7 protein-coding genes and 1 pseudogene are annotated in these 15,648 nt (G+C 71.2%); 3 read left to right on the top strand and 5 right to left on the bottom strand.

From position 1 onward, the window contains the following. Positions 1-3 precede the first annotated feature (3 nt). From OHA19_RS08960 to OHA19_RS08945, 4 genes and pseudogenes are all read right to left on the bottom strand, one after another. Complete coding sequence (locus OHA19_RS08960; RefSeq protein ID WP_405717727.1) at positions 4-504, bottom strand: NUDIX hydrolase; 501 nt, start codon at positions 502-504, stop codon at positions 4-6. Between the two features lie 41 nt (positions 505-545). After that, positions 546-2,857: pseudogene (locus tag OHA19_RS08955) on the bottom strand (glycosyl hydrolase family 95 catalytic domain-containing protein). 297 nt (positions 2,858-3,154) lie between these two features. Next, a complete protein-coding gene (locus tag OHA19_RS08950; RefSeq protein ID WP_350985301.1) occupies positions 3,155-3,637 on the bottom strand; it encodes a DUF456 domain-containing protein in 483 nt (160 codons plus the stop codon). Positions 3,638-3,784: 147 nt separating this feature from the next. Next, positions 3,785-4,774, bottom strand: coding sequence for a helix-turn-helix domain-containing protein (locus OHA19_RS08945; protein WP_405717731.1), 990 nt, complete (start codon positions 4,772-4,774; stop codon positions 3,785-3,787). A 210-nt stretch (positions 4,775-4,984) separates the two neighbouring features. Here OHA19_RS08945 and OHA19_RS08940 point away from each other — a divergent pair, with 210 nt between their 5' ends. The 3 genes from OHA19_RS08940 (at position 4,985) to OHA19_RS08930 (ending at position 12,385) form a co-directional block, all read left to right on the top strand. Then, positions 4,985-8,749 (top strand): S8 family peptidase, encoded by a 3,765-nt coding sequence (locus OHA19_RS08940; protein WP_405749853.1) that lies wholly within the window; start codon positions 4,985-4,987, stop codon positions 8,747-8,749. A gap of 127 nt (positions 8,750-8,876) precedes the next feature. Next, a complete protein-coding gene (locus OHA19_RS08935) occupies positions 8,877-10,577 on the top strand; it encodes a protein phosphatase 2C domain-containing protein (RefSeq protein ID WP_405717737.1) in 1,701 nt (566 codons plus the stop codon). 65 nt (positions 10,578-10,642) lie between these two features. Next, complete coding sequence (locus OHA19_RS08930; protein WP_405717739.1) at positions 10,643-12,385, top strand: pyruvate dehydrogenase; 1,743 nt, start codon at positions 10,643-10,645, stop codon at positions 12,383-12,385. A gap of 62 nt (positions 12,386-12,447) precedes the next feature. Here the strand turns inward: OHA19_RS08930 and OHA19_RS08925 are convergent, their stop codons facing one another. After that, entirely contained in the window at positions 12,448-15,567 is a 3,120-nt protein-coding gene (locus OHA19_RS08925) for an alpha-mannosidase (RefSeq protein ID WP_405717742.1), read from the bottom strand. Positions 15,568-15,648 lie beyond the last annotated feature (81 nt).

Below are 15,648 nucleotides of genomic sequence, written 5' to 3'. Positions count from 1 at the left end.
CGATCAGCTTCCGCCGACGAGCCCGTTCCGGACGAAACCGAGGTCGACAGGGGTCGCGGGCGCACCGGCTTCCCGCACGGCGGCGAGCAGTTCGGGCAGTTGCGGCGGCCACAACGGCTCGGAACCACCGGCCATATCGGCCGGCGACCACCATCGCCACCGGAGGATCTTGTCCGCGGCGTGCGAAGCAGCGAGGTCTCCGACCGGGTCCTGGCGGGGGCCACGCGCGAGGAAGATGTGCTCGTGCTGGCGAACCGGCACCCCGGCCCTGGTGAAGTCGTGCTCCCACAGGCAGAGCAGGGTGCCGTCCATCTCGATGTCGGTCCATCCGGTCTCCTCGCGCAACTCGCGCCGAGCCGCCTGCAGCGGTGATTCGCCCGGATCCATCCCGCCGCCGGGCATGGCCCAGTGGACGCCGACTTCCTCGTTGTCGTACCGGAGCATGAAGACCGACCCCGTCGGGTCCAGGATCGCGACTCTGGCTGCACGTCTGGGTATCCGCATCGCGCCAGCCTGCCAGTTGCCGGACGCCGCTGTCGATCGGCTCACTCGGGCAGGCCCCAGCGCGGCGCGGGTTCGTTCGCCGGCACCGGGCGGACGGTCAGGTCCGGGCGGTCGCCCCGTGCCGTGATCAGTGCCGATTCGCCCTTGCCCAGGCGGATGCGCACCATGCCGTCGGCCTGCTCCTCGTGTTCCAGCGGCCGTCCGTGCCGGTCGCGGACCTCCACCGGGCCGTCGATGCCATGGCGTACGACGCAGGGTGCGCCGGCCTCGCTGGTCAGCCGCACCCAGCGGGTCCGGCCCTCCTGGCGTACCGCGCTGAGCAGGAAGGCGCCCTGGGTCCGGAAGTCGTGCACGGTCAGCTCGCGCCAGGCGGCGGGCAGCGCCGGGAAGACCCTGATCGTGCCGCCCCACGACTGGCAGACCATGTCGTGCAGGGACTGGGCCGCCGAGAGCGGGGTCTCGATGACCGGGCCCGACTCCTTGTACATGGTGTTCGCCTGGATGAAGTGGCTCATCAGCTGCCCGAGGTACTTCAGCGCGTCCTCGCCCTTGCCGAGCAGCGCGGACATCGACGCGGCACCGGTGAACGTGTAGCCCTGCAGGGCGCCTTCGAAGCCCACCCAGTGGGCGAGGGACTTCTCGATCAGGGCGCGTTCGTCGGCCGTCGCGCCCGTCAGTTCGTACAGCGGGTACACGGCGAGCATGTGCGAGTAGTGGCGGTGCGACTTCGCGAACGGCACCCCTGCGCCGATCACGAACCCGTTGGTGTCGACCGGGTACGGCGCGAGCCTGGCGAGCACCTCCTGCCAGCGGGCGGTCAGCGGGTCGCGGACACCGAGCTGCTCGGCGGATTCCAGCAGGGTGCGGCAGCCCCAGCGCAGCAGCATCAGGTCGTAGTTGCAGTCGGGGGCGTTGACTCCGTACTCGGGGGAGAACGTCGCCGGGAGGTGCAGTCTGCCGTCCGCGCCGGGCGTCAGGAAGTGCAGGTAGTAGTTGACGGCCTTGCGCAACAGCGGGAAGAGCGTGTCGCGCAGGATCGACTCGTCCATGGTGTGGCGGTAGGAGAGCCAGACGTTGTGCAGCGCCCAGGTCAGATTGCCGACCTCGGGGGTGGGCGGGTCCTGGCCGGGGATGCCGACCCCGTAGCCGCCGTCGGTCACCGAGGCACCGTTGACCAGTTGGGGATCGGTGGTGCGGGGGATGCCGGCCGAGTCGGCCCGGTAGGGGCGGCGACCTCGCGCGAGAGCTGGTCCCGGAATTCGCTCAGGGCGCGGGTGACGGCGTCCAGTTCCAGGTGGTTGGAGCCGTGGATCAGCCAGTACTCCAGCTGGACGTTCAGGTTCCACCAGGTGTTGGGCCAGGGCGTGGGCTCCAGCCAGGGGCCGGAGGTGGCCATCACCGGGGCGTCCTTGCGGGCCGCCGACGCGGTCTTGTAGAGCTGGATCCAGTAGAAGCGCTGCAGCCGGGCGTCGGGCAGGGACAGGAAGCTCTTCCGGTAGAACCGGTCCCACCAGGTGCGATGGGGTGCGGCGAGCGCGCTGTACGGGAGCTCGGAAGCGGCACCGACGGTACGCAGCGCACGGTCGCGGGCCGAGGTCGCGGGGTGGGAGTGCGCAACCGTGACGTAGAGGGTGCGGGTCGTGCCCCTGGCGCGTTCGCGCCAGGCGGTGACGTGGTGGCCGCCCGCGAGCAGTGGCTGGACGGCGGCGGTGGTGTCGCCGTGCTGTTCGGTCACCGCGGGAGGGTTGCCGGTGTAGCCGTCCGGCAGGGGCTTGAAGGCGGCACGCGGGCTGATCGCCTCCGCCGGGTGGAAGACCCACCGGAAGTCCTGTTCGCCCGCGCTCGGGGTGATCTCCACGGCGAGCAGATCACTGGTGGAGTGGACGAGGGCGCGGAGCTTCAGGGTGCCCGCGGTCGTGGTGATGGTGCCTTCGAGCTGGGCGGTGCGCAGCCGCATCCACCACTCGATGCCCGTGATGGTGCCGACCGGCTCCAGGGTGAAGTGGCCGATGGGGAGGCGGGCGAGGCCGAAGAGCGAACCGAACTCGGCGCGGTGGTCCTGGACCTCGGAGTGCTGGACGTTGAAACGCACGGCGCGGGTGGTGGCGCCGGGCTCCGCGTAGATGCCGGAGCCGAGGCGGCCGTTGCCCAGGTACGGGCCTTCGTACCAGGTCTTCGGCAGCTTCTGCCAGAGCAGGTCGGCGTCGTCGAGGACCGTGCGCCAGCTGTCGTCGGGGGAGTGCACGGTGGTGGGGGCAGGGGCGGCCGGTGCGGCCGGGGTGGCGGCCAGGACGGGGACGGCCGTGCCGGCCGTCACGAGTGCGCCGCCGATCGCGGTGCCGGTGGCGAGCACGGTCCTGCGCGAAGGGGCGGGGCGGGACGGGGATGAGGCTTCGGTCCGGGGCGGGCGGGAGGGGTCCGGTGCTGTGGGCAAGGCTTCTCCTGGCGACTCGTACGCAGGCGCTTCAATTCATCCGAGCTATTCCTTGAGGGAAGGTAGGTGCGGGGTATTGCCGCGTCAATGGAGCAGGAGAGATCCGATGTATTTTCGCGTATCTGGACAGTGTCCAACCAGATGTCAGGAGGGTGGGATCTGATCCAGATGCCACAGGGGCGGGACGTGATCCAGATGCCACGGGCCGGGATGTGATCAGCCCCAGATCACCGCGCCGAGCCAGGCTCCTGCCACCAGCAGGCACGCGAAGAGCTCGACGAGTACCGAATAGCCGGTCGCCCGCATCACCGAGCGCACCGATGTCCACCCCGCCCCGTGGCTGCCGAGCCGCAGCCGCTCCGCCCCGTAGATGGTCCCCACGTATCCGGCGACCGCACCGATCACCGGCACCACGAAGAAGCCCACGATCGCGCCGATCCCGCCGAGCATCAGGGTCTTGCGCGGCGCTCCCGTCTCGCGCGGGCGGCGCGGCGGCAGCAGTGGCTTCAGCGCCTGGTTCAACAGCAGCAGTGCCGTCGCGCCGATGAGTACGCCCCAGGCGACCGGCGTCATGTCGGTCAGCGCCCACCACAGCACGGCGGCCCAGACGATCGCCTGCCCGGGTGCTCCCGGTACCAGCACGCCCAGCAGGCCGAGGAGCATGACGAGGCCGACGGCGACGAGTTGCCACACGCTCATCTGACCAGCCTGCCGGAGTCCGGCCGGTCCCGCCCGTCAGCGCACCCGGGGCCGAGGGCGTCGGCGCAGCTCAGGGCCGTACCGGAGGCGTGACGGTGTGCTGTCGCGGCTGCCGGGCCGGGGCTTCCCAGGCCGGGCCGGGGCTTCTCAGAACCGTGGCGTGCGGGAGACCCAGCCCCGTTCGTACGCGTGCCAGCCCAGCTGGAGCCGGGTCGACACGCCGGTCAGCTCCATCAGGCCCTTCACCCGGCGCTGCACGGTCCGCAGCCCCAGCTCCAGCTGTTTCGCCACGCTCGCGTCCGTCAGGCCGGCCAGCAGCAGCGACAGGATCTCCAGGTCCGTCGGATCGGGCCCCGTCTCCTCGTCCCGGAGCTGGTTGCCCTCGCCCAGCCTGAGCGGCATCGCCTCGCGCCACACCGCCTCGAAGAGCCCCATCAGCGACTCCAGCAGCCCGGAGGCATGGACCACCAGGGCGGCGGGCTCCGCACCGCGCCCGGTCAGCGGCACCATCGCCAGGGCGCCGTCGGCGACGACCAGCTTGGTCGGCACCCGGTCGATGACCCGGCACTGCTCGTCGCGGCTCAGCGCCGCCGACAGCTCCATGATCCCGGACGGCATCGAGAGCAGCTCGCGCTCGACCACCACCCGGTACGACACCCCGCGCGTCGCGGCCTGCTCCTCGGCCTCGTTCTCCATTCCGCTGACCGCGATCGGCTTCCCGGTGACCAGGGCGCACACCTCGCTCGTCGCGCCGAGCTGCAACTGGTGGAAGCGGTGCGACACCGCACTCGCCCCCGTGACCACCTCGACCAGATCGTGCACGGCCGGCTCGGCGGCCTCCGCCCGGTACTCCTCGGCGAGCAGCGCCGCCGCCAGCTCCGCCTGCTCCAGCTCGTGGCGCTGCTGGGTCAGCAGCGCCCCCAGTGCCACGCCGGGCGGAGCCGCCACCCAACGTCCCGTGCGGGCCGAAGCCTGCGCGGCCAGGCCGTGCTGCTCCAGCCTGCGCAGGGCCCGCTCGGTGTCCGGTTCGGGAAGCGCCAGCCGGTGCGCGAGATCGGACACCTCCGCGGCCCCCACCGCCACGAGCGCGCGGTACGTCGACTCCTGTATCTCGTCGAGCCCTATGGCTCCCAGCATCCCCGGACCCCTCCCGGACGCGTTGATTCCGCACGATGTCGCCGTCGCCGGGTGTCCGTCCATGGCGGAAAGCGGCCACGGCGTAAACCCGCCGTGTACATCATCCCTTTATCGCTCGGCGCTCTGCCAATGTGGCGCCACCGAAGTACCAACAACCTCCGGAAGACTACGGTTTGCTCCGGTTGGTTACGGATTCAATTGGGGAGAGCGATGCGTCCGATATCGCGCACGGCCCTGGGGGCGGCCACCGCCGCCGTCCTGGCCGTCACCGCGATCGCACCGTCCGCGGCTCAGCCGCAGGACGAAGCGACGGGGAAGAGACCACTGACCGGCAGTGCCGCAGCCGGCGCCAAGCAGGGCAAGCCCGTCACCGTGACGCTGGTGACCGGCGACAAGGTCCTGGTGAGCACGGACAGTTCGGGGACCGAGTCGGTCACCGCACTGCCCCGCGAGGACGGAACCGTTCCCCTCCTCCAGACCAGGCAGTCCGGCAAGAACCTCTACGCCTACCCCGACACCGCGGTGGAAGCGCTGGCCGCCGGCAAGGTCGACGAAGAGCTCTTCAACGTCACCGGCCTCATCCGCCAGGGCTACGACGACGCGCACACCAAGTCGCTGCCGCTGATCGCGGTCCACGGCGAGGGCCAGGCCCGTTCCGCCTTCGCCACCCCGCGCGGTGCCAAGCGTGGAATCGCGCTCGACGCCATCGACGGCGTCGCGCTCAAGGCGGACAAGGAGAAGGCCGCCGACTTCTGGGCGGACGTCACCGACACCCGTACCCGCTCGGCCTCCGGCGTGAAGAAGCTGTGGCTCGACCGCAAGGTTCGGGCCACCCTCGACAAGTCGACCAAGCAGGTCGGTGCCGACCTCGCCTGGGCCGCCGGATACGACGGCAAGGGCACCAAGGTCGCCGTCCTCGACACCGGCGTCGACGCCGAACACCCCGACCTCAAGGGCCGGGTCGCCGCCTCGGAGAACTTCACCGACTCCGACTCCACCGACGACCGGCAGGGCCACGGCACCCACACCATCTCCACCGTCGGCGGCTCCGGCGCGGCCAGCGGCGGCAAGAAGAAGGGCGTCGCCCCCGGCGCCGACCTGCTCGCGGGCAAGGTCCTCAACGACAACGGCTCCGGCGCCGAGTCCTGGATCATCGCAGGCATGCAGTGGGCCGTCGACCAGAAGGCCGACGTCGTCTCCATGAGCCTCGGCAGTCCGGAACCGACCGACTGCACCGACCCGATGAGCGTCGCCGCCGAGGAACTCGCCCAGAACAAGGGCACCCTGTTCGTGATCGCGGCCGGCAACTCGGGCCCGACGCTGAACACCGTCTCCTCGCCCGGCTGCGCCCCGAGCGTGCTGACCGTCGGCGCCGTCGACCGCGACGACACCACGGCCCAGTTCTCCAGCCGCGGCCCGGTGATCGGACCGCACACCCTCAAGCCCGAGATCACCGCTCCCGGCGTCGCCATTTCGGCCGCCGCGGCAGGCGGCCGGGGCGTCTACGCGTACCAGTCGATGTCCGGTACGTCGATGGCCACCCCGCATGTCGCGGGTGCCGCCGCCATCGTGAAGCAGCGTCACCCGGACTGGACCGCCCAGCAGATCAAGGCGGCCCTCGTCTCGTCCGCTAAGAGTGACATCCCCGGCGACGTACGCGAGACCGGCGGCGGCCGCCTCGACGTCAAGGCCGCCATCGACACCACCCTCGTCGGCGCCCCCGCCGTCCAGGGCGGCACCTTCAACTGGCCGCAGGACCGCTCCGACCGCACCACGGTCGACGTCCCGTACACCAACTCCGGCACCAAGCCGGTGAAGTTGTCACTGAAGGTCCAGGACGTCACCGGAAACGACGGCTCCGCCGTCCGCTCCTCCGTCGCGAAGCTCGACGCGAGCACCGTCACCGTCCCGGCCGGAGCCACCGTCAAGGTTCCGCTGGAGATCGACCCGACGGCGAAGCTGAAGGCCGCCCAGTACGGTGACGTCACCGGACGGGTGCTGGCCACCGGCCCCGCCGGCGCCAAGGTCTCCACCCCGTTCTCGCTGTACGTCGGGGCCGAGACCGTCACGCTGCGGGTCAAGCTCGTCGACCGTGAGGGCAAGCCCGCCGCCGGCGCCTCCTCGCTGGACGTCATCGGCACCGACACCGCCGGCGGCGAGCGCCGCTTCAACGACGGCGCCACCGACCAGGTCTTCCAGGTGCGCCCCGGTGCGTATTTCGTCTCCAGCTTCGTCACCACGTCCGACCCGAAGGACGCCACCGGGCGACTGGCCGAGTCCGTCGCCTACCTCGCGCGGCCGCAGCTGAACGTCACCAAGGACACCACCCTGGTCCTGGACGCCCGCAAGGCCCACCGGCTCCAGGTGAAGACCGCGGACCGCGCCTCCGAGAACCGCTCCACGACGCTCGCGTTCGGCCGCAGCTGGGACGACGTCTGGCTGCACTCGGGCTCCATCACCGGCGGCTCGGCCGTCAAGAACTACCTGGCCGATGTGCAGGGCAGGGCGAGCGACGGCGACTTCGAGTTCGCCAGCTTCTGGCGCGCGTACGCCCCGCAGATCTCGAAGCTGTCGGTCGTCGGCGGTGCCGAACTGCACCCGAGGGTGGCGAGCACCGGCTCCGTCAACCTCGACGGTACGGGCGAGGCGGCACTCGTCGACGCCGGAAAGGGAACCCCCGACGAGCTGAAGGCCGCGGGCGTCGACGGGAAGATCGCCCTGGTCGAGGTCGGTGACGAGGGTTCCATGTACACCCAGGCGCGCGACGCCAAGGCCGCCGGCGCCAAGGCCGTCATCGCCCACCGCCCCTCGGCGGGGCCCTGGCAGCCGTCCGTCGGCTACGCCCAGGCGCCGGTGCCCGCGCTCGGTATCGAGACGGGCGAGGCCGACGCGCTGAAGGCCGCCCTGGCCGAGGGGCCGGTCGAGCTGAGCTGGAAGGCCACCGCCGTCAGCCCGTTCGTCTACAACCTGGCCTTCCCCGAGACCGGCCCGGTCACCTCGGACCGCACCTACACGGTCCGCGACACCAAGCTCGGCAAGGTCACCGCCAACTACGAGGCGATGGGCCTCGCGGCGGACTACGTCGACTTGATGATCATCAACCGGCCGTACGGCGGGACGTTCTCCGCCGTCACCGACTCCGTCGCGGTCCCCGGCAAGCGCACCGAGTACTACTCGGCGGGCGACACCGCGTGGGTGCGGTACCTCTCCTCCAGCTTCCCCTGGGGCGAGATGATGGTCGACCAGCCGCGCACCTACACGGCCGGTTCGAAGCGTACGGAGAACTGGTACCGGGGCATCCTGGTCCCGGCCGCCCCGCGCGACGCCGCCGGCAAGCTCCAGCTCGCCGGCGAGCGCCAGGACAACCTGATCGGTGTCGCACCGGGCTTCTGGAGCGACAGCGAGCACGCCGGTCTCCAGGGTTCCTTCGGTGACATGGGCAACATGCGTCTGAGCAGCGGTGGCAAGGTGATCGGTGAGTCCGGCTGGCCGTCCGGGGCGTTCACCGTCCCGGCGGAGGACGCCGCGTACGAACTCACCATGCAGACAACCAAGTTCGGTCAGCCCGCCGCCGTATGGAAGCGGTCCACCAGCACCGAGACCACCTGGAAGTTCCGTTCGAAGCGGGACGAGAACGTCTACTCCCAGAGCCTTCCACTGCTCTTCCCGGGCTACGACCTGGCGGCCGACGGGCTCAAGACCCTCGCGGCGGAGGACGGCCAGAAGATCGGCCTGAGCGTCACCGGTCACGCCGGCTACACACCCGGCAAGCTGACCGCGGCCAAGGTCTCGTACTCCTACGACGGTGGGAAGACCTGGACCGAGGCGGCCACCGCACAGCAGGACGGCCGGTGGACCGCGACCGTGAACCACGCGGGCGCGGCCGGCAAGCCGGTCACGCTGAAGACCGAACTGACGGACGCCAACGGCAACTCCGTCGTCCAGACCGTGAACGACGCGTACGCCGTGCGTTGATCACTGCCTGACCGGTCCGCCGGGCGTCCTTCCCGTGGGGGGTGGGGGCGTCCGGCGGACCCATGTTCGCGGCCACTTTTTCCGGATGACCCGTTTTCGTACGGCCCGCGCGGTCGACAATAAGGACATGAGTCAGCAGGGGGAGAGGCCCGCCGCCCACGAGGACGACTGGTGGCGCAGGCTGTACGACGAGGACGCCCGGGACACCGGGACGAGCGACGCGGCCGACAGCCTCGACGACCGTTTCGACTCGGCGTCCGACGCGGTGGGTCCGGGCGGACGCGGGGGATCCGACGGGGGTGCGGGGGCGCCGTCCGAGGCGGAGACGGCGGTGTCCGAGCCGGGGACGGTGGAGCTGCCCCGGCCGGTGCGGGAGGGCGCGGTGCGAGAACGTGCTCCGTGGGAGCCGCCCGCCGCGACCGTACGTGCGCCGGGGGCGCCCCCGGCCGGCCCGACGCAGCCGCGCACCTTCGCCGCCCCGCCGGTTCCCGTGGGTCCTCCGCCCGTGCCCGGCCCGGCTCCGGAGCTGCTGCCGTCCTCGATGGAGCGGAGTGCTCCGGAGCATCCGATCGCGCCTCCGATCGCGCCTCCGCCTCCTTTGTCTCCGCCGGCGGTGCCGACCGCGCCTGCGTCTCCCGCCTCTCCGCCGGCGGTGCCGCCGCTGCCCAGGCGGCCGGTCGCCGAGAAGCCCGTCGCCTCGCAGGCACCCGTCACCGCGTCCACCGCACCTGTCGCACCTGGCAAAACACCTGGCACACCCGCCGCCCCCGTCGCGCCCGCACCGGAGGCCGAACGCGGATCCGGTCCCGTCCCGCGCCCGGTGATCGGCCATGTGGGTGACCGGCCGCCCACCTACGACGCCGAGCCCACCGCGCTGCCCGCCACCGTCCCGCAGGAGCTGGACGGCATCGTCGCCGACACCGTGCTCGACGGCGCCCGCTACGGCACGTACACCCTGCGCGCCGCCTCCGTGCGCGGGGACTCCGCACGGTTTCGTGGCGAGCCCCGCCGCGACGCACTGCTCACGGCGCGCTTCGGCACCGACGAACGCGCTCTGGTCCTGGTCGCCGTCGCCACCGGGGCCCGCGCCGCCGATTCGGCACACCTGGCGGCGGCCGACGCCTGCCGCTGGATCGGCGCAGCGGTCGGCCGCAGCCACGTCCGGCTCTCCGAGGACATACGGGCGGGCCGCCGCGGAGACCTCAAATCCGGCCTGAACCGCCTCACCGACCGGACGTACGGCAAGCTGCGGGCCCGCGCCGCCGAGCTGGGGGTGGAGCCGCATCAGTACACGGCGGGCCTGCGCTGCCTCCTGCTGTCGGCGGACCCCGACTGCCGTACACGGGTCTTCTTCGGCATCGGCGCCGGTGGACTCTTCCGGCTGCGCGACGGCGTATGGCAGGACCTCGAACCGGTGGTCCCGGCAGCCGGTGGCACCGGCACGGACCCCAGGTCCGGAGCCGGGACCGGCCCCTGGGCCGGATCCGGCCCAGGGGCCATGTCCCCCGCGAGCGGCCCCGACGGTGACCGGCTCACCACGGATCAGGCCGTCACCGCACCCGCACCGACCCATGCCGAGGTGCCGCCCGACCCGCCCGCAGAACCGTTCCGCTTCCGGGGCTCGGTGGCCCGGCCGGGAGACACCCTGCTGCTGTGCAGCCCCGGACTGGCCGAACCGCTGCGCGGCGAGCCCGCTCTGGCCCAGGAACTCGCCGGACGCTGGGCCCCCGACCCCGTACCCGGGCTCGTGGCGTTCCTCGCGGACACCCAGCTCCGGGTGAAGGGGTACTCCGACGACCGCACGGGCGTGGGCGTCTGGGAGGCGTAACAGCGCTCCCCGTGGGTTGATGGATCCGGAGTCCGGAAGCCGAAGCGCGGAAAGGGTACGCACCCATGGCCAAGCAGAACGTGTCGGAGCAGTTCGTCGACATCCTCGTCCGGGCGGGCGTCAAGCGTATGTACGGCGTCGTCGGCGACAGCCTCAACCCGGTCGTCGACGCCATCCGCCGCAACCGGGCCATCGACTGGATCCAGGTCCGGCACGAGGAGACCGCCGCCTTCGCCGCCGGTGCGGAGGCCCAGATCACGGGGTCGCTGGCGGCCTGCGCCGGATCGTGCGGCCCCGGCAATCTGCACCTCATCAACGGCCTCTACGACGCCCACCGCTCCATGGCTCCCGTGCTCGCCCTCGCCTCGCACATCCCGTCGAGCGAGATCGGGCTGGGCTACTTCCAGGAGACCCACCCGGAGCTGCTCTTCCAGGAGTGCAGCCACTACAACGAGATGATCTCCAACCCGCAGCAGATGCCCCGGCTGCTCCAGACGGCCATTCAGCACGCGATCGGCCGGGGCGGGGTCAGCGTCGTCACGATGCCCGGTGACATCGCGTCGCTGCCCGCCCCGGAGAAGTCCATCGAGCACGCGCTGGTCACCTCGCGGCCGACGGTCCGGCCCGGTGACGAGGAGATCGACAAGCTCCGCCGGATGGTCGACGAGGCGAAGCGGGTGACTCTGTTCTGCGGCAGCGGCACGGCGGGCGCCCACGCCGAGGTGATGGAGTTCGCCGAACGGGTGAAGTCGCCGGTCGGGCACGCGCTGCGCGGCAAGGAGTGGATCCAGTACGACAACCCGTACGACGTCGGGATGAGCGGTCTGCTCGGCTACGGCGCCGCCTACGAGGCGACCAACGAGTGCGATCTCCTCATTCTGCTCGGCACCGATTTCCCGTACAACGCCTTCCTCCCGACCGATGTGAAGATCGTCCAGGTCGATGTGCGCCCCGAGCACCTCGGCCGCCGTTCCAAACTGGATCTGGCGGTCTGGGGAGATGTCCGCGAGACCCTGCGCTGTCTGACCCCGCAGGTGAAGGTCAAGACCGACCGCAGGTTCCTCGACCGGATGCTGAAGAAGCACGCCGACGCGTTGGAGGGTGTGGTCAAGGCGTACACCCGCAAGGTCGAGAAGCACGTCCCGATCCATCCGGAGTACGTTGCCTCGGTGCTGGACGAACTGGCCGACGAGGACGCCGTGTTCACGGTGGACACCGGTATGTGCAACGTGTGGGCCGCGCGGTATCTCTCCCCCAACGGCAAGCGCCGGGTCATCGGATCGTTCAGCCACGGCTCGATGGCCAACGCGCTCCCGCAGGCCATCGGCGCCCAGTTCACCGACCGGAACCGTCAGGTCGTCTCGATGTCCGGCGACGGCGGATTCACCATGCTGATGGGCGACTTCCTGACGCTGGTGCAGTACGACCTGCCGGTGAAGGTCGTACTGTTCAACAACTCCTCGCTGAGCATGGTCGAGCTGGAGATGCTCGTCGCGGGTCTGCCGTCGTTCGGCACGACCAACAAGAACCCGGACTTCGCCGCGATCGCCCGCGCCTCCGGGGCGTACGGGGTGCGGGTGGAGAAACCCAAGCAGCTCGAAGGCGCCCTCAAGGACGCCTTCAAGCACAAGGGACCGGCGCTCGTCGATGTCGTCACCGACCCCAACGCCCTCTCCATCCCGCCGAAGATCAGCGCCGAGATGGTGACCGGCTTCGCGCTCTCCGCGAGCAAGATCGTGCTGGACGGGGGAGTGGGCCGGATGGTCCAGATGGCCCGCTCCAACCTGCGGAACGTGCCCCGCCCCTGAACCGGGCCGGCCCCTGGGCCGGGCTCGTCCCTGGGCCGGGCCGGTCCTTGAACCGGGGCCCGTCACGCCGGGGTCAGGCGCAGTGTCAGGATCTGGAACGGCCGGAGCGACAGCACGAGGCCGTGCTCGTCGGTGTCCGCCTCGCGCAGCGGCCGTTCCAGCAGGTCGGTGACCATGGCCCGTACGACGGGGAAGCCGACCCGCAGTGTGGTGCCGGCGCGGCCGCCTGCCGACTCGTACAGCCGCACGATCACATCGCCACCGCGGTCCTCGGCGAACTTCACCGACTCCACCGTGACCGCCGGATGCCCCGTGTCGACCAGCGACGGCAGGACCGGCGCCACCGCCGCCCGCAACGGCAGGTTGAGCGCGAGCCCCTCCCGTACCGCGTCGGTGATCTCGCCGCCCGGCACCAGCGCGTAGCGGAACCGGTGCCGGCCGAGGTCGGTTTCCGGGTCGGGGCTGTGCGGGGCGCGCAGCAGCGTCAGCCGTACGGTCGTGCCGAGGCCCGAACCGTGCTGGGTCCGGGTCACGTCGTGCCCGTACGTCGAGTCGTTGAGCAGGGTGACGCCGTATCCCGGCTCGGCGACCCGTAGCCAGCGGTGGGCACAGATCTCGAAACGGGCGGCGTCCCAGCCGGTGTTGTCGTGCGTGGGACGGTGGATGTGGCCGAACTGGATCTCGGACGTGGAACGTTCGGCGTGCACATCGAGCGGGAACGCCGCCTTGAGGACCTTCTCCGACTCCCGCCAGTCGACCTCGGTGTCGATGTCGATCCTGCGGCTGTCCGCGCTCAGCCGGATGTCCTGTGTGACATGTGACTGCCCGAAGGACCGCCGGACGCGGACCGCGGCCCGCAACGGGCCCTCCTCCACCAGCTCGACGGAGTCGGCGTCGGTGAGATTGGTCCGGGTGCGGCGGTAGTGCCGGTCGATGTCCCAGGCGTCCCAGCGGTTGGGGTGATCCGGGTGCAGCTGGAGGAGGTTGGCCCGGTGGCCCGGAGCGAGGATGTCCCGCCCGGCGCCGAGATCGCGGACGGCGGCGATCAGTCCGTCGCCGTCGACCACCACCCGCAGCAGGCCGTTGTCGAGCACGAGACCCTCGCCCGCCGACCCGGTCGCGGAGACGGGGTGCTCCGGCACCGCCGAACCGTTCAGCGGACCCGCGCCGAGGCCGGGTGACTCGGCCGGCACCACCGTACGGCCGTCGTCCAGGTGCTGCACCCGGGCGCCGGACGGCAGTACCGCGCTCGCCTCCGGGTCCAGCTCGACCACCTGACGGCGGTGGTACGGGGAGGAGTTGAGCGCCACCAGGCCTTCGGCGCCGCCCAGGGCCGCCACCGCGTCCGCCACCAGATCCGCCAGTTCCGCCCGCACCCGCTCGTAGGTCTCGCGGGCCTCACGGTGCACCCAGGCGATCGACGAGCCGGGCAGGATGTCGTGGAACTGATGCAGCAGGACCGTCTTCCACAGCCGGTCCAGCGCCTCGTACGGATACTCGTAACCCCGGCCGGGGTTGCGCAGGGCGGCCGCCGTGGCCCACAGCTCCGCCTCGCGGAGCAGGTGTTCACTTCGTCGGTTGCCCTGCTTGGTCTTGGCCTGGGTGGTGTACGTGGCCCGGTGCAGCTCCAGGTACAGCTCGCCCGACCAGACCGGAGCCTGTGCGCCGTACTCCTCCTCGGCCGCCGCGAAGAACGCCGCCGGCCGCTCGACGGTGACCTTCGGCGAACCCTCCAGGTCCCTGAGTCTGCGTGCCTTCTCCAGCATCTCGCGGGTGGGCCCGCCCCCGCCGTCTCCCCAGCCGAACGGGACGAGGGAGCGGGTCGCCAGTCCCTTCTCGGCGAAGTTCCGTTCGGCGTGGGCGAGTTCACTGCCGTGGAACTGGGCGTTGTAGGTGTCCACGGGCGGGAAGTGGGTGAAGACCCTGGTCCCGTCGATGCCCTCCCACCAGAAGGTGTGATGCGGCATTCTGTTGCTCTGGTTCCAGGAAAGCTTCTGGGTCAGGAACCACTTCACCCCCGCGAGCCGGGCCAGCTGCGGGAAGGCGGCCGTGTAGCCGAAGGAGTCCGGCAGCCAGATCTCCTCGGTCTCCACCCCCAGCTCCTGTTCGAAGAACCTCTTGCCGTGCACGAGCTGCCGGGCCAGTGCCTCACCACCGGGCATGTTGGCATCGGACTCCACCCACATCGACCCGACGGGCGCCCAGCGACCGTCCGTCACGGCCTGCTTGATCCGCTCCCAGATGTGCGGCTGGTGTTCCTTCACCCACGCGTACTGCTGGGCTTGCGAGGCCGCGAAGACCAGCTCCGGATAGTCCTGGGCGAGCGCGGTGACATTGGCGAAGGTGCGTGAGGCCTTGCGCACTGTCTCCCGCAGCGGCCACAGCCACGCCGAGTCGATGTGCGCGTGACCGGCGGCCGAGATCCGGTGCGCGCTCGCCGAGGCCGGGCGGGACAGCGCTTGGGCCAGCTCGTCCCGGCCGGCCCGCGCAGTGCCCGCTACATCGTGCAGATCCAGCGCGTCGAGCATGCGCTCCAGCGACCGCAGGATCTCGTGGCGCCGGGAGCGTTCGACGGGGAGTTCCCGCATCAGCTCGGAGAGCACCTCGATGTCCAGGACCAGATGCCAGACCTCCTCGTCCAGCACCGCCAGGTCCGCGACGGCGAACCGGTAGAGCGGCCGGCCGCCCGCCGTCGTCAGGTCCCCGAGCGATGTCGGCGCGAAGCCGTGCTCCAGCACCGACGGGTTGGCCGCCGCCTCCAGCAGCAGCGACACCGGCTCGCCGCCCGCTGCCGGGGAGGCCAGCGTCAGATGCCGATTGCGCGGATGGATGCCCTTGATGGGGACGCCCGCGGGGTCGTACAGCATGCCCTCGGCCTGGAAGCCCGGTCCCTGACCGGAGAACCCGGGATCGACGACCACCTCGACCCGCTGCCCCGCCCACCGTGCGGGCACCGTCCCCTCCAGCCGGAACCAGCTGGTGGACCAGGGCTTCCCCCATTCGGTGCCCGTACTGAACGGCTCGAACGACTGCTGGAGGACCTGTGCCACCGGAACGGGTTCGCCGGGGATGTGCCGGACCGAGAGCGCGAGCGGGGTGCGGGCCGGGTACTGGGCGGGGCGGATGAACTGGTGAAGGGCGCGTTCGAGGCGGTCCTCCACCAGGGTGCGGTCGTCGTGCATCACGGCTCCAAGGGGTCGGCGCCTGCGGGTGTCCAAGGCTCCACTTCCCCGGCGGCCGATCCGGCACCCCTGCGGGCGGCC

The sequence above is a fragment of the Streptomyces sp. NBC_00012 genome, assembly GCF_045040875.1.
In the GTDB taxonomy this organism is placed as follows: Bacteria; Actinomycetota; Actinomycetes; order Streptomycetales; family Streptomycetaceae; genus Streptomyces.
This window is presented reverse-complemented; position numbering and strand designations above follow the sequence as displayed.

Bases quoted from the DNA above. Each gene is read 5' to 3' on its own strand.
- OHA19_RS08945 (WP_405717731.1), bottom strand. From the start codon at position 4,774: ATGCTGGGAGCCATAGGGCTCGACGAGATACAGGAGTCGACGTACCGC.
- OHA19_RS08935 (WP_405717737.1), top strand. From the start codon at position 8,877: ATGAGTCAGCAGGGGGAGAGGCCCGCCGCCCACGAGGACGACTGGTGG.
- OHA19_RS08930 (WP_405717739.1), top strand. From the start codon at position 10,643: ATGGCCAAGCAGAACGTGTCGGAGCAGTTCGTCGACATCCTCGTCCGG.
- OHA19_RS08960 (WP_405717727.1), bottom strand. From the start codon at position 504: ATGCGGATACCCAGACGTGCAGCCAGAGTCGCGATCCTGGACCCGACG.
- OHA19_RS08950 (WP_350985301.1), bottom strand. From the start codon at position 3,637: ATGAGCGTGTGGCAACTCGTCGCCGTCGGCCTCGTCATGCTCCTCGGC.
- OHA19_RS08925 (WP_405717742.1), bottom strand. From the start codon at position 15,567: ATGCACGACGACCGCACCCTGGTGGAGGACCGCCTCGAACGCGCCCTT.
- OHA19_RS08940 (WP_405749853.1), top strand. From the start codon at position 4,985: ATGCGTCCGATATCGCGCACGGCCCTGGGGGCGGCCACCGCCGCCGTC.